The organism is Amycolatopsis nigrescens CSC17Ta-90, assembly GCF_000384315.1.
GTDB classification, from domain to species: Bacteria; Actinomycetota; Actinomycetes; order Mycobacteriales; family Pseudonocardiaceae; genus Amycolatopsis; species Amycolatopsis nigrescens.
In genome coordinates this window covers 3,866,149-3,879,978 of record NZ_ARVW01000001.1, presented here as the reverse complement: position 1 = coordinate 3,879,978, position 13,830 = coordinate 3,866,149, and the positions used below count along the sequence as shown (strand labels likewise).

The 13,830-nt window shown below is 71.2% G+C and carries 13 protein-coding genes; 5 read left to right on the top strand and 8 right to left on the bottom strand.

Annotated elements, in window-relative coordinates:
* Positions 1-42: 42 nt before the first annotated feature.
* Positions 43-357, top strand: a complete 315-nt coding sequence (locus AMYNI_RS0118270; RefSeq protein WP_020669478.1) for a DUF6412 domain-containing protein — start codon at positions 43-45, stop codon at positions 355-357.
* 70 nt (positions 358-427) lie between these two features.
* Entirely contained in the window at positions 428-1,114 is a 687-nt protein-coding gene (locus AMYNI_RS0118265; protein WP_020669477.1) for a YidC/Oxa1 family membrane protein insertase, read from the top strand.
* On the opposite strand, the gene AMYNI_RS0118260 is transcribed toward AMYNI_RS0118265, so the two are convergent.
* The 8 genes from AMYNI_RS0118260 to AMYNI_RS0118225 all read right to left on the bottom strand — a co-directional run bounded on the left by AMYNI_RS0118260 (position 1,111) and on the right by AMYNI_RS0118225 (position 9,702).
* The gene (locus AMYNI_RS0118260; RefSeq protein ID WP_026360609.1) at positions 1,111-2,292 is read right to left on the bottom strand and encodes an MFS transporter; all 1,182 of its coding nucleotides are present in this window, start codon (positions 2,290-2,292) and stop codon (positions 1,111-1,113) included. The two genes, AMYNI_RS0118265 and AMYNI_RS0118260, sit on opposite strands and share 4 nt — an antisense overlap.
* 77 nt (positions 2,293-2,369) lie before the next feature.
* Positions 2,370-3,179, bottom strand: coding sequence for a Rossmann-like domain-containing protein (locus AMYNI_RS0118255; protein ID WP_020669475.1), 810 nt, complete (start codon positions 3,177-3,179; stop codon positions 2,370-2,372).
* A complete protein-coding gene (locus tag AMYNI_RS44795; RefSeq protein WP_020669474.1) occupies positions 3,176-4,231 on the bottom strand; it encodes a pyridoxal-phosphate dependent enzyme in 1,056 nt (351 codons plus the stop codon). Before AMYNI_RS44795 ends, AMYNI_RS0118255 begins: the two co-directional genes overlap by 4 nt.
* A gap of 28 nt (positions 4,232-4,259) precedes the next feature.
* A complete protein-coding gene (locus AMYNI_RS0118245) occupies positions 4,260-4,985 on the bottom strand; it encodes a methyltransferase (protein WP_020669473.1) in 726 nt (241 codons plus the stop codon).
* Positions 4,986-4,992: 7 nt separating this feature from the next.
* Positions 4,993-6,456 (bottom strand): ABC transporter ATP-binding protein, encoded by a 1,464-nt coding sequence (locus tag AMYNI_RS44790; RefSeq protein ID WP_157357395.1) that lies wholly within the window; start codon positions 6,454-6,456, stop codon positions 4,993-4,995.
* The gene (locus AMYNI_RS0118235) at positions 6,453-7,229 is read right to left on the bottom strand and encodes an ABC transporter permease subunit (protein ID WP_020669471.1); all 777 of its coding nucleotides are present in this window, start codon (positions 7,227-7,229) and stop codon (positions 6,453-6,455) included. Before AMYNI_RS0118235 ends, AMYNI_RS44790 begins: the two co-directional genes overlap by 4 nt.
* On the bottom strand, positions 7,226-8,179 hold the full coding sequence (locus AMYNI_RS0118230) for an ABC transporter permease (RefSeq protein WP_020669470.1): 954 nt from the start codon (positions 8,177-8,179) through the stop codon (positions 7,226-7,228). The genes AMYNI_RS0118235 and AMYNI_RS0118230 overlap by 4 nt, the downstream gene beginning before the upstream one ends.
* Positions 8,167-9,702 (bottom strand): ABC transporter substrate-binding protein, encoded by a 1,536-nt coding sequence (locus AMYNI_RS0118225; RefSeq protein ID WP_026360607.1) that lies wholly within the window; start codon positions 9,700-9,702, stop codon positions 8,167-8,169. The genes AMYNI_RS0118230 and AMYNI_RS0118225 overlap by 13 nt, the downstream gene beginning before the upstream one ends.
* 160 nt (positions 9,703-9,862) lie before the next feature.
* On the opposite strand from AMYNI_RS0118225, the gene AMYNI_RS0118220 reads away from it, so the two are divergent.
* The 3 genes from AMYNI_RS0118220 (at position 9,863) to phoU (ending at position 13,793) form a co-directional block, all read left to right on the top strand.
* Complete coding sequence (locus AMYNI_RS0118220) at positions 9,863-10,552, top strand: GGDEF domain-containing protein (protein ID WP_020669468.1); 690 nt, start codon at positions 9,863-9,865, stop codon at positions 10,550-10,552.
* Between the two features lie 762 nt (positions 10,553-11,314).
* Positions 11,315-13,036 (top strand): LCP family protein, encoded by a 1,722-nt coding sequence (locus AMYNI_RS50150; protein WP_020669467.1) that lies wholly within the window; start codon positions 11,315-11,317, stop codon positions 13,034-13,036.
* 88 nt (positions 13,037-13,124) lie between these two features.
* Positions 13,125-13,793, top strand: a complete 669-nt coding sequence (gene phoU, locus AMYNI_RS0118210; RefSeq protein WP_026360606.1) for a phosphate signaling complex protein PhoU — start codon at positions 13,125-13,127, stop codon at positions 13,791-13,793.
* Positions 13,794-13,830: the final 37 nt, after the last annotated feature.

Below are 13,830 nucleotides of genomic sequence, written 5' to 3'. Positions count from 1 at the left end.
TGGTGGGGTCTGCGGAAACTCGCCGGAAAGCAGGGAGGCACGGTGGAACCGCTGTCGCTGTTCCCCAGCATGCTTTCCTTGATCGCGCCCGCCGTGCACGCGGCCGCCGCGGAGTTCCTCGGCAACCCGCTCGGCCTGCTCGCCGTCGCCTCCGTGCTGGCCGCGAGCCTGCTGGTGGTGCTCGTGGTCTGCCACGCACACGGTGGCAGGCAGGCGATTCTGCCGCTCCCGGTGCGCCGGCGCACCAGCGCCCTGCGCGAGCAGACGAGACGAACGGCTTTCCTGCGGTTACGCGATCCCGGTGCGCCGGGACGTAGCCGCCCCCGCGCGCCCGGCTTCGGCAGCCTGGCCGCGTAAGCACTTCTGAATCAACCGCGCACGCGGCCATTCCGTCTGAAATTCCCTTACCCGCATTCGGAGTGCTGCCATGTTCGGTTTTCTCGACCTGCCCGTTTCCGCCGCCTACCACCTGGTCACCTGGCTCGCCCACCCGCTCGGCGTGGCCATCGCGATCGTCGCCTTCACCGCCTGCGTCCGGCTGCTTCTGCTGCCACTGGCCAAAGCCGCGGTGCGCGGCGAAAAGGCCAGGGCCGTGCTGATGCCGGAGATCCAGAAGCTCCGCGACAAGTACGGCAACAACCAGCAACGCCTGCACCAGGAGGTCACCAAGCTGCAGAAGGAGTCCGGCACCTCGATGTTCGTCGGCTGCCTGCCGATGTTCGCGCAGGTTCCGTTCTTCATGGTGATGTACCGGCTGTTCTCCACCACCACGATCGGCGACCGGCCGAACGCGCTGCTGGACGACACCCTCTTCGGCACGCCGCTCGGCGCGCACTGGTTCCCGGTGGCTGCCGGGCACACCCCGGTCTTCATCGGGCTGTTCGTGCTGCTCGCGGTGGTGGGCTGGTGCTCGGCCCGCTGGCAGGCGAAGCAGTCCGCCGGCAATCCGGCGGTACCGGGCGCCGCCCTGCTCCGGCTGATGCCCTACTTCACCGTGGTCGCCGCCGCGTTCATCCCGCTGGCCGCCGGGCTCTACCTGCTCACCACGACCACCTGGACGGTGGCCGAACGCGCGATCCTGCGACGCGAGCGGAAACCGGTGGAAACTCGCTAGCCGCGCACCCGGAAGGCGGCGACCAGTGCCATCAGTGTCAACGCACCGAAGGCCACCGCTGTTCCCGGGTAGCCGGCCAGGCCGAGCCCGGCGCCGCCGGCCGCCGCCCCGGCGAACACGCCGAGGCTCATCCCGGCCGCGTTGATGCTCAGCACCGAACCGCGCTGCGACCCGGCGCGGTGCACGAGCAGGGTCAGCACGCAGGCGGCGACCGTCGCGTGCGCGGCGCCGAGCAGCGCGGTCAGCGCCAGCGCGAGCACCAGGTTGTGGGTGAAGTAGAAGGTCACCACCGAACCGAGGGCGACGACCAGCGCGAACACCAGCGTCCGTGCCGCGGCGAACCGGGCCGTGCTGGTGAACCGGCCGGAAAGCAGGTTCCCGACGAAGAAGGAGGCCCCGCTCAACGTCCAGACCAGCGCGAACGGACCGGGTTCGAGGGCGAACCGGTCGTGGTAGAACGCGGCGAGGTAGGCCAGGTAACCCATGAAGGCGGCGGTCCGGAGCAACGCGATCAGCAGCAGCGGGGCGACGCCAGGCAGCGAGCCCACCTTCCGGAAGGACGCCAGGTAGCCGAGCCGTTCGGCCGGTACCTCGGGCTTCGGCTCGTGCTGGCCTCGGCGCGCGAAGACCACCGCGAGCAGCAGCGCGACGACCGCGATGGCGAGCAGGTTGCCCCGCCAGCCCCAGAGGATCGCGGGCAGCGCCACCACCGGGGCGGCGAGCATCGCGGCCAGCGACTGGGTCGCGCTGACCAGGGTGGCGGCCCGGCCGGCGGCGGCACCGTCGCCGAACCGGTCCGCCGCCTCGGCCGAAAGCGCCGGGTTGAGCACCGCGGTCGCGGCGCCGACCAGCAGGCAGAACAACGCCAGCGACGCGAACTCGGCGATCGCGCCGAGCGCGGTGGAAACCGCCAGCATGGCGAGCCCGCCCGCCGCCGCCCACGCCCGCGGCACCCGGTCCACCAGCGGCGCGAGCGCGGTGCCGACCGCCAGTGCGGCGATCCCGCCGAGGCCGCGCAGCCCGCCGATGGTGGCCACGCTGCTGCCCGCGTCGTCCGCGATTTGCACCAGGAAGGTGCTGAACACGGTGAACGGCAGCAACCCGACCGCCGACGCCGGCAGCACCGCGCCCAGCGCCCTGGCCATCCGGAGGTCCCCCGGCACCTGCTCCGTACTCACCACTTGTCTCTTCTCGCCTTTCTGCTCGACTGTCCCTCAAGGCCACCTTTGTTACCTTCAAGGTTGCAAAGGTGGCCTTAAGGGGCGACCGGGGTGCGGTAGCGGTAGAGCGGGGTGGGGTCGGCAGAGAACTGGGAGAACGGGAAGGGCTCGGCGGAAACGGCGGTGACGCCGGCGCCGAGGAAGGCCCTCGCCACCGCGCTGCCGGTCTGCGCGTAGACCACGAACGGCAGCCTGCGGTCGCGGCAGTGCGCCAGCAGCGCGTCGAAACTCCCGTTGCCGAGCGTCATCCCGGTGGCCACCACCGCGTCCGCCGCGTCGAGCACCTCCGCCATGTCCGTGGCGACCCGGTCGCCCCACTGGGTCCGCCGCAGGTTGAGGTCGCAGGGCAGGCATTCGGCGCCGCGCGCCCGGATGGCCGCGACCAGCGGGTTGACCACCCCGATCAGCGCCACCCTGGTGCCGGGCCGGATGTCCAGCAGCCCGGCGATCGCCTCGTCCCGCGCCTTCGCCCGCACCTCAGGTGTACCTTCCGGAAGCACCACGGCCTCCGCTTCGGCGGTGTCCCGATGCGGCCGCACATGCGCGAGATACGCGTCCAGCGCGGCGATCCGCACCGCGCCGGGCGCGTCACGAAGCAGCGTGGAGACTGGCGCCCCGGACGCCTCGGCGCAGAACTCCGCGGTCACGTCACCGGCCTCGAAAGAACAGGCCCCGAAGGCCGCGCCCACCCGCAGCAGCACGTAATGGTTGCGGTAGGTCACTTCCCCGCCGGCCAGCCTGGTGGTGTGGTGCAGCCAGAACGCGCTGGTCACCGTGACCTCCGCCGGCGACGGCCCGAATCCGCCGGCCAGCACCGCGTCGGACAGCTCTGCCACGCTTTTCACGCTCGCCCCTTTCCGGTGGTGGACGGCACGCGACGTTCGGCCCGTGGCCTCGGCAGCTCGATGCCGTCCCGGCGTGCCCAGTTCATCGCCGACCACGGATAGCTCAGCTCGGACAGCGAACCGATCTCCTTCGGTCGCAGCTCATCGGCGGCGCGGACCTCGGCGTGCCGCGCGAAGGCGGAGTCGACATAGCGATGTCCGGTGTCCGGCGCGATGAACACGTACCGCCGTCCGTCCGCGCGGCCCCTTTCCCAGCACGCGGCCAGGTAGGACGCGCCGGCGGACAGCCCGGCGAAGACCCCCGTCGAACGCAGCAGGGCGACCGCGCCGGAAGTGGCGTGGTCGAAGGAGATCCAGTGGATCCGGTCGTACAGCTCGTGCCGCACGTTCCGGAACTCGATCGAGCTGCCGATCCCGGCGATGATCATCTCCGGGTCCGCGACGTGCTCGGCGCCGAAGGTCACGCTGCCGAACGGCTGCACCCCGATCAGCCGCACGTCCCTGCCCGCAGCACGCAGATGCGAAGCGAGCGAGCCGGTGGACGCGCCGGTGCCGACCGCGCCGACGATGCTCAGCGGCGCGCCGGGCAGGTCGCGGTCGATCAGCTCGGCCACCTCGCGGTAGCCGTCGTAGTGGATGTCGTCGTGGTACTGCCGCATCCAGTAGTAGGACGGGTTTTCCCGGAGTATCTCGGCGATCCGCGCGACCCGCAGGTTCTGGTCCAGCCGGAGGTCGTTGGAGGGCTCGACCTGTTCCAAGGTCGCGCCGAGGATCTCCAGCTGCACCCGCAGGCCGAGGTCGATGGTGGTGGAACCGACGATGTGGCAACGCATTCCGTACCGGTGGCAGGCCAGCGCCAGCGCGTGCGCGTAGATCCCGCTGGAGGAGTCGATCAGCGTGTCGCCGGGCGCGACCCGGCCGGAGTCCAGCAGCCGCTGCACCGCGCCCAGCGCCGAATAGATCTTCATCGTCTCGAAGCGCAGGCAGACCAGATCCGGCGCCAGCTCGATCGGGTCGGGAACCTTGACCGCTTCCGCGTAGTGCTCGTGCATAAAGCAAACTCCGATGTTCGGGCGGTTTTCATTCAAGACGGGAAAAGCGGAAGAGATGGGTGCGCACCTCGTCGTCGGGCCATTTCTTGACGTACACGATTTCCACGCCGAAGCCGGATTCCATGCCGTAGCGGACGATCTGCCGAAGTTCCGCGGTATTGGACGTGATCAGGAAGATCTCCCCACCCGGGTTCAGCACTTCGCGCACCTGGTCGAAGAACCGCTTCGCGATTTCGGTGCCGGCGCACAGGTTTCGCACCACGTCCGGGTCCGAGCTGAGGTTCAGGTTCACCGCGGGCGGGTTGAAGGTGACCACGTCCGCCTTGGCAGAGGGCGGAAAACCCTCGAACAGGTCGGAGACCAGCGGCACGAACCTGGCCGGCGAGGACGTGCCGATCAGCTCCCGGTAGTACTTCGACGCGGCCAGCACACTGTCCTCGTGCACGTCCACCGCGTAGATCTCCCGTGCCCCGCGCACCCCGGCGATCAACGCCTCGACACCGAGCCCGACCCCCATCGCGACATAGGATTTCCCTTGCAGGTCAACGGTTCCGTTCAGCAGGTGGTCATGCAGGATGCGACTGGTGCCGCCGGGGGAGAACACCCCTGGCGCCAGCTCGAACCGCCAGCCGTTGTACTCGTACCGCCGGTGGGTGTGGATGGTGGAACCTGCCGAGTTCACCGCCCTGATCTCCTCCGCGGACAGGGTGTGCGGCAGTCGTTCGTACAGTTCCTCTTGGGCGGCAGTGATCATTTCTCTCCTATCTGTGCACCGGCTGCGGACGGTCGGCCACCCGCCCGTCCACCAGTTCGACCACGTGTTGCGCCACGGCACCGAGCAGTCCGGCGTCGTGGCTGACCCAGAGCAGCGCCAGCCCGCGTTCGGCGTGCAGGCCGGCCAGCAGCGCGAGCACCGACTCGGTGGCCGCGCGGTCCAGCGAGGTGGTGATCTCGTCGCAGATCAGCAGGTCCGGACCGGCCAGCACGGCGCGGGCCAGCGCCGCGCGCTGCAGTTCGCCGCCGGACAGCGAAGCCGGTCGCCGCGCCGAAACCCCTTCGCCGACACCGAGCCGCTCCAGCGTCGCGACGGCCTGCGCACGCGCGTCGGCCGGCGTGCTGCCGCCGAGCCGGACCGCGGTGCGCGCGACCTGGTCGAGCACCGTCCGCCGCTCGTCGAAGGAGCCGCGCACTTCCTGCCAGACGTACTGCACCCGCCGTTTCCGCACCGGGTCGCGGCGGCGCAGCACCGGCAGCGGCTCGCCGTCGAGCAGGATCCGGCCGCGATAGCGCTCGTGCAGCCCGGCGACGCAGCGCGCCAGCGTGGTCTTGCCGCTGCCGGAGGGCCCGGCCACCCCGACGCAGCCCGCCTTCGGCACGGTCAGGTGCACGTCGTGCAGCACCGGCGCCCGCCCGCCGCGCCGCAACGTGGCCGACAACGACCGCACCTCCAGCAGCGGAGTGTCCACTTCGGACACCAAGGGGGCGATCCGGTACGGCTCCAGCGCGGGCAGCACCTCGGCGGGCGGCCCGGACCGCACCACCCGGCCGTCGCGCAGCAGCACCACCCGGTCGGCGAGCGCGCGCACCAGCGCCTGATCGTGGCTGAGCAGCAGCACGGCCAACCCGGCACCGGCCAGTTCGGTGAGCTCGGCGGCCAGCTTCGCGGCGGTCGCCGGGTCGAGCCCGGTGCTCGGCTCGTCGAGCACCAGGACTCGCGGACGACAAGCCATGGTCTGTGCCAGCGCCACCCGCTGCCGCTGCCCGCCGGAGAACTGGTGCGGGAAACGGCGGCGCAGCTCCCGGCCATCCGGCAGTTGCGCGGCCCGCAATGCCTCGGCGACCACCGGTTCGGGCTCGCCGTGGCCGTGCAGCCGGGCGAGCTCGGTGAGCGTGCTGCCGATCCGGCGGGCCGGGTTGAGCGCGCTGCCGGGATGTTGCGGCAGGTAGGCGACCACCGCGCCGCGCACCCGCTCGGCGTCGGCGGTCACCCCGTTCTCGTCCACCACCGCGGTACCGGCCACCTCGACCTGGCCGCGCAACCGGACGCCGTGGCCGGACGCACCCAGCAGGGCCAGCGCGGCGGAGGTCTTGCCGCTGCCGGAGGGCCCGGCCAGCACGGTGACCCGCCCCGCTTCGGCTTCGAAGCTGACGTCGTCCAGCAACACCGCCGAACCCGCCGTCGCGGACAATCCGCGGACCCGCAGCACCGGGGACTCCGTACTCACCTGGCCACCTCCGGGGTCAGCAGCCGGTCGGCCAGCAGGTTCAGACCGAGGGTGAACATGACCAACATGGCCGCCGGGGCGAGCGTCGCCCACGGCTGCAACAGCAGGCCCTCGCCGCCGCGGGCGATGGTGACCGACCAGTCCGGCGCGGTCGGGTCGAGCCCGAGGCCGAGGAAGTTCGCCGAGCCGACCAGGAACACCGCCAGCGTGACCCTGGTACCGACGTCGGCCGCGACCGGCGCGAGCGCGGTGCGCAGGATGTAGCCGAACTGGATGCGGGTCGCCGACTCGCCCTGCACCCGCATCGCCTCGGCCACCGGCCCGCTGGCCGCGTCCAGCGCGGCGGCCCGCACCAGCCGCGCCACGGCGGGCACGTTCACCACCGCGACCCCGACCGCGATCGCCACCGGCTCCCCGCGCCAGCCCACCGCGAGCACGCTGAGCACCAGCAGCGAGGGCAGCGGCAGCAGCACCTCCAGCGGCCGGATCAGCAGCTCGTCCAGCCAGCGCCGCCGGGTGGACGCGGCGAGCAGCCCGACCAGCCCGCCGGCCAGGTAGGCGAGCAGCACCGCGCCCAGCGCGATGCCCAACGCGCTGCGCCCGCCGAGCAGCAGCAGGCCGAGCACGTCCCGACCGAGACCGTCGGTGCCGAGCGGATAGCCGCCGCCGAGCAGGTAGGGCGCGCCCGGCGGCCTGGTCACCGCGCCGGCGAACAGCGGGCCGAACACCGCGACCAGCACCGGCACCGCGAACAGCAGCAGCCGTCCCGTCATCGCAGCGTCTCCGTCCGCGGGACCAGCCGGTCGCACAGCAGGTCGGCGGCCAGGTTGAAGGCCACCGCGGCGACCGCCAGCACCAGGGTCAGCCCCTGCACCACCGGCAGGTCCCTTGCCGTCACCGCGGCCACCAGCGCGGTGGCCACCCCGGGGATCGCGAAGATCGCCTCCACCACGAGGATTCCGCCGAGCAGGTTGTCGCCGACCCTGGCCAGCTCTTGGATGCCGGGCACCGCGGCGTTGGGGAAAACGTGCCGCAGCAACAGGTTCCGTCGCGGCACACCGAGCCTCGACGCCTGCAGCACGTACTCGGCGCGCAGGGTGCGCACGGTGCCGGCGCGGACCTGCCTGGTCAGCGTGCACAGGGTCCTGGTGAGCAGCACCAGCACCGGCAGCACCAGCAGCGCGGGCTCGGTGAGCAGGTCGCCGCCGACCCAGGTCGCCGGGAACCAGCCGAACTTCAGCGCCAGCACGGTGACCAGCAGCAGCGCCAGCACGAAGTCCGGCACCGCGTGCAGGCCGAGGGTGACCGAGGAGATCACCCGGTCCAGCCGGCCGCCCTCACGAGTGCCGGCCAGCACCCCGAGCAGCACCGCCAGCGGCACCACCAGCAGCAGCGTGACCCCGGCGAGCACCAGGGTGGCGCCGGCCGAGTCCGCGACGATCGCGGTGACCGGGCCGCGCCCGGACAACGAGTTGCCGAGGTCGCCGGTGACCAGACCACCGAGCCAGTCGAAGAACCGCTCCCAGGCCGGACGGTCCAGGCCGAGCTCGTGCCGCAGCGCCGCCACCTGTTCGGGTGTGGCGTTCTCGTTCGCGCTGACGTCCGCCGCGTCCCCGGGCAGCAGCTCGGTCAGCAGGAAGACTCCGATGGTGAGCAGGGTGAGCTGGACCAGTCCGAGACCGAGCCTCCCCGCGGCGTAACCGCGCACGTTCAGGCCAGCCACACCCTGTCGAAGCGGGCCCAGTCCACCGTGTTCGGCAGCGCCGGCCCGACACCGCGGGCGTTCGCGCTGACCGCGTTCAGCCAGTCCGGATGGCCCCAGGCGAGCAGTCCGCCCTGCTCGTGCACGGTGTGCTGAAGCTGCCCGTACAGCGCGGCCCGTTCCGCTGGGTCCGAAGTGGACTGTGCACGGGCGAAGGCGGCGTCGAACTCCGGACGCCGCCAGCCGGTGGCGTTGAAGGGCGAGTTGGACAGCAGCCGGTCACGCAGGTAGCTGGGGATCGGCATGGCGCCGGAGCGGTGGCTGCCGATCAGGCCGGTGACGAGCTGGTCCTTGTAGTAGGTCTCGCTCGTGCCGTGCGTGACCTCCACCTTCAGCCCGGCTTCACCGGCCTGCTCGGCGAACAGGGTGGCCGCCTCCACGAAACCGGTGGACGCGGTGGAGGTGTAGATGGACAGCGGCTGGTTGAGCACCCCGGCTCCCCGCAGCAGCGAACGGGCTTCGTCCACGTCGCGCTCGCGCTGGGGCAGATCCGCCGGGTAGTACTGGTAGCCCTTGCCGAACAGATCGTTGCCGAGCAGCCCGCGCCCGGCGAAGACCACGTCCACCAGGCGCTTCCGGTCGGCAAGCAGTTTGAAGGCCATGCTGACGTCCGGGTTGTCGAAGGGCGGCCGGTCGGTCTTGAGCACGATGGCGTGCGTGGTGCTGCCCGGGGTTGCGACGATCCGCACGGTGCCGCCCGCCTCCGCGGTGCGGGCGAAGGTCGCGGTCATCTCGTGCGCGTATTCGGCCTGGCCGCTGCGCACCGCGTTGCCCCGCGCGTCGGCCTCGGCGGACAGGATGTGCAGCTCGTCGACGTAGGGCGCGCCCTCCCAGTGCTCGTCGAACCGGGTGGCGACCATCGAACGGCCCGCCTCGAAGGACCGGAACCGGAACGGCCCGGTGCCCACCGGCTTCGCCGGGTCGTAGTTGGCGGGCAGCACCGCGGTGCCGCTGCCGCCGAGCAGCCCCGGCAGCTCGGCGTTCGGCGTGCGCAACACCACCTCCACCGTGCGCGGATCGATAGCGCGCGAACGGCCGAGGTCCACCTCGGCCAGCGCGGTCGCGGCGAACCGGCCGGTGGCCGCCGGGTCCAGGATCCTTGCCAGGCTGGCCAGGACGTCCTCGCTGGTCAGCGGCCTGCCGTCGTGGAAGAGCGCCTCCCGCAAGCCGAACCGCCAGACCGTGGCGTCCACATTGGACTCCCAGTGGGTGGCCAGCCTCGGCACCGCGGCGAGATCGGGGCCGAGTTCGGTGAGCTTGTCGAAGACCGCCTTGTGCCGCGCCTGGTCCACGTAGATGTTCTGCAGGTGCGGGTCCATCGTCTCCTTGACCCCGCCCCCGGCGAACAGTGCGCGGAACCGCCCGCCCCGCCGTGGCTGCTCCGCGGCCGAGCCCGCGTCACCGGCCCCGCAGCCGGTCAGCAGTACCGCACCGGCGGTACCGGCAAGGCCGAGGAATCCCCGGCGGGTCAAGGCGAATGGCATCTTTCGGTACCCCCATGTCTGTCCGGTGCCCCGAAAGGCTGACTTAAGTGGAAATGATTGTCAAGAGCGATAGTGTCGAAGATGTCATACCGGGCGTCCGGACTGTCACTCGTCCGGTTGAGCGATATTCCGCCGCCGACTGCCGCCATGCCTCAAGCCCGTGCCCGAACCGGACGACTTGAACTGGGTGACCAAGGCGGCGGACTTCGCGGTGCCGGACGGGGAAAAAGACCTGCTCGACCCGCACGAGTCGCTGGCCTGCCGGTTCGCCGCCAGCGGGGACTGGCGGCAGGCGTACGAGCAGCTGCGGCACGCCCTGGACCTCGCCCGCGAACAGGGCCGCCGCGACGCGCTCACCGGCGCCTACAACCGCCGCTTCCTGGACCGGCGGCTGCTCGACCTGGTCCGCGGCCCGGCGTGCGCGCTGGCGCTGGCGATGGTCGACCTGGACCGCTTCAAGCGGATCAACGACACCTTCGGACACCTGGCCGGCGACCGGGTGCTGTGCCGGGTGGCCACGTTGCTGCAGGACGACCTGCCCGCCGGCGGGTTCTGCGCCCGCTACGGGGGAGAAGAGTTCGTGCTCGTACTACCGGGCACCACCGCGGGTTCCGCGCTGATGATCGCCGAACGGGCAAGGGCCAGGGTGGCCGGGCACACCTGGGCGGAGGTCTGCCCCGGGCTGTCGGTTACGGTCAGCATCGGCGTCGCTCACGAACCGTCGCCGGCCGCCGGGCACCGGCAGCTGCGCCGGGCGGACGACCTCCTGTACGCGGCCAAGGACGCCGGGCGCAATACCGTGAGTTATTGGCAACGGGACCGAGTCCGGGTAATTAAGCACCGTACGTAATCAAACCGGGAGAATTCCCCCGCATCGCCGACTCGCTCACGAGACCAAACGTGGCAGGCAACCTCACCCGGCCCACTGTGCGTAAAAAAGTTCACGGGAGGGTGTCGTCAGGAAAGGTCGGTATCCGTACGATAACGATGCCCGACGTTCCGGCGATGTCTCCACGACAGGCGACGGTTCGAAACTGGCAACCAGACAGGCAGTGTCGGCGTCTGGGTAAGACGGCAAGAGCCGGTATCGCCCGCTGAAGCATTGTGGAAAGGAGACTGGGTGCCCGACGACTACACGACCGGCCCCGGTCCCCGAGGTGGCGAGCCATTGCCACGTGGCAGGCAGGGCAGGCCGGGCGGACGGGGTTTCTCCGGCAAGGAGACTCCCGGTTCCGGCGGCAGGCGCCGCAGGTCGATGGACACCTACGGCGGAATCAGCGTCTCCGATGTAGTCGCCAAGCACACCGGCCAGCGGCCGCTGCCCAAGCCGGCGGAGCACGAGGCCAGGGAACCGGCCGAGCGCAGGCCGGCGGCCCCAGCGGTACCGCCGCCACCGGCACCGGGCCCCCGGCGCGCGGCCCCTCCGGCCGCCCCGCGCCGTGAAGAACCGCCCGTTCCGCGGCGGCCGGCCGCGCCGTCCGCTCCCGCCGGCCAGCAACCGCCCCGCCGAGCCCCACGCCGTCCGGCCCCCCGTCCCGCACCGCCGGTGGTGCCCCGCAGCGCACCGCGTCCGGCGCCGCCGATCGCGACGGAAGCCGCCGCGGCGCCTCCGGTGGAACGGCCGGCGCCGCCGCAACCGCCGCCCGCGAAGCCGCTGCCGAAGGGGCAGCCGTCGCAACCCCTGCCGAAGAAACCGCAGCCGTCACAGCCACTGCCGAAGAAACCGCAGCCGTCACAGCCACTGCCGAAGAAACCACAGCCTTCGCAGCCGCTGCCGAACAAGCCGCAGCCGCCCCAGAAGTCGCAGCCGCTGGCCAACGGGCAGCAGGCGCCGCAGCGTCCTCCGCGGCCGCCCCGCCGGCCACCGGCGCAGCCACCGGTCCGCACCGACGCCGACCGGCTGGTGATGACCGACCAGATGGAGCCGATCGACGACAGCACCAAGTACCGGCGCAAGATCGACGACTCGCTGGCCAGGTTCGGTGCCGCGCACGACGAGATCGCCGCCGAAGAGGCCAAGCGCAAGCAGCGGCGGGAACGGCTGACCGCCCGGCCGGCGCAGCTGCTGGAGCAGACCAGGACCAAGCTGCAGCGGGTGGTGCTGCCCGGCTCGGACCAGGCGACCAAGCTCACCGGACCGGCCAAGCGGCCCGCCGACGCGCCGGCGATGGCGGCGGCCGACGCACCGGAGAAGGACGAACCCGAGAAGGCCGCGCAGACCCGGCTGCAGGAGAAGAAGGAACGCCGCAACCTCCGCTCGCTGAAGACCGGCCGGATCACCGCCATCGTGCTGGCCGCGGTGGTCTTCCTGGCCACCGGCGTCGCCTGGGGCACCAAGACCTGGTTCAACAGCAAGTTCAACCAGATCGCCGCGCTGGACGAGAACTCGCAGGACATCCAGAACGCGGCGGGCCAGCGCGGGGACGAGAACTTCCTGATCATCGGCTCGGACACCCGTGCCGGCGCGGAAGCCGAAGAAGGGGTCGGCAGCGCGGACGGGGTGCCCGGTGCGCGCGCGGACACGATGATGATCGCGCACATCCCGGCGGACCGGTCACGGGTGGTCGCCGTGTCCTTCCCGCGCGACCTCGAAGTCTCCAGGCCGGAGTGCCAGCGCTTCGACCACGGAGCCGGCAAGTACACCGACCAGAAGGTGGAGGCACTGCGCACCACCAAGCTGAACTCGGTCTACATGGAGGGCGGCCCGGCCTGCGTGATCAAGCTGGCGCAGCAGATGACCGGGATGCGGCTGAATCACTTCGTCGGAGTGGACTTCAACGGTTTCAAGGGAATGGTCGATGCGGCCGGCGGGGTGCCGGTGCACCTAGACAAGCCGATCGACGACACCACCCTCGGCAAGATCTTCCCGCAGGCCGGCGACCTGGTGCTGACCGGCGACCAGGCGCTGAACTACGTCCGCGCGCGGCACGTGAAGGGCGACCCGACCTCGGACTACGGCCGGATCAAGCGCCAGCAGGAGTTCATCGGCTCGCTGCTGCGCAAGGCCATGTCCAGGGACGTGATCCTGGACCCCGGCAAGCTGACCGCGTTCGTCACCGCCTTCGCCAACGCGACCTTCGGCGACAACATCGGCGTGGACCAGTTGCTCACGCTGGCGCAGTCGATGCAGGGCATGGACTCCGGCCGGATCACCTTCCTCACCGTGCCGACCACCGGCAACGCGAACTCGCGCGGCAACGAGGTGCTCATGCTGGACAAGGCGAACTCGGTGTTCCGCTCGCTGATCGAGAACACCCCGCTGCCCGACGAGAAGCTGCCCGCCGCGGACGGCTCCGCCGGTGGCGCCGCGCAGCCGACCAAGCCCTCCGAATAGCCGCGCGAAGCCATTCGTTAGGCCGGGTTCATGTCCGGTTCACCCTGCGATGCGGTGATCGCAGGCCCAGGCCCGTAAAATGTCCGCCATGCGCGAGGCTTATCACGTCGAACTCGAACAACTGGCCGGGAACCTGGCCGCCATGTCGGTGCAGGTCGCCGACGCCATGGAACAGGCGACCAAGGCACTGCTGGAGGTCGACCTCGGCCTTGCCGAACAGGTGATCAGCAACGACGCCAAGGTGGACGACGCCCGCGCCGACTGCGAAGAGCAGGCGTACGCGTTGCTGGCGCTGCAGGCGCCGGTGGCCACGGACCTGCGGACCGTGCTGGCCGCGATCCACGCGGCGGAGAGCCTGGAGCGGATGGGCGACCTGGCGCTGCACGTGGCCAAGGCGGCCCGCCGCCGGCACCCGGAGCCGGTGCTGCCGGAGAACGTGCAGCCCTACTTCGCGGAGATGGGCTCGGTCGCGGTGAAACTGGCCAGGCAGGTGGAGCAGGTCATCAAGACCAAGGACGTGGCCGCGGCCCGCACCCTGGAGGCCGACGACGACCAGGTGGACGACATCCACAAGCACCTGTTCACGGTGATCATGGACCGCGACTGGCCGCACGGGGTGGCGGCGGCGGTGGACGTGACCCTGCTCGGCCGGTTCTACGAGCGCTACGCCGACCACGCCGTCTCGGTCGCCCGCCGGATGGTCTTCGTGGTCACCGGCAAGATGCCCGGCTACGGCTCCCCCGAAGACACCCTCTGACCCTCCACGGCAAATAGCCGGCTTTTCGCCCTTATCC

Excerpts from the sequence above, each read along its gene's own strand:
- phoU (WP_026360606.1), top strand. The coding sequence starts at position 13,125 with ATGCGCGAGGCTTATCACGTCGAACTCGAACAACTGGCCGGGAACCTG.
- AMYNI_RS0118225 (WP_026360607.1), bottom strand. The coding sequence starts at position 9,702 with ATGCCATTCGCCTTGACCCGCCGGGGATTCCTCGGCCTTGCCGGTACC.
- AMYNI_RS0118245 (WP_020669473.1), bottom strand. The coding sequence starts at position 4,985 with ATGATCACTGCCGCCCAAGAGGAACTGTACGAACGACTGCCGCACACC.
- AMYNI_RS0118235 (WP_020669471.1), bottom strand. The coding sequence starts at position 7,229 with ATGACGGGACGGCTGCTGCTGTTCGCGGTGCCGGTGCTGGTCGCGGTG.
- AMYNI_RS0118265 (WP_020669477.1), top strand. The coding sequence starts at position 428 with ATGTTCGGTTTTCTCGACCTGCCCGTTTCCGCCGCCTACCACCTGGTC.
- AMYNI_RS44795 (WP_020669474.1), bottom strand. The coding sequence starts at position 4,231 with ATGCACGAGCACTACGCGGAAGCGGTCAAGGTTCCCGACCCGATCGAG.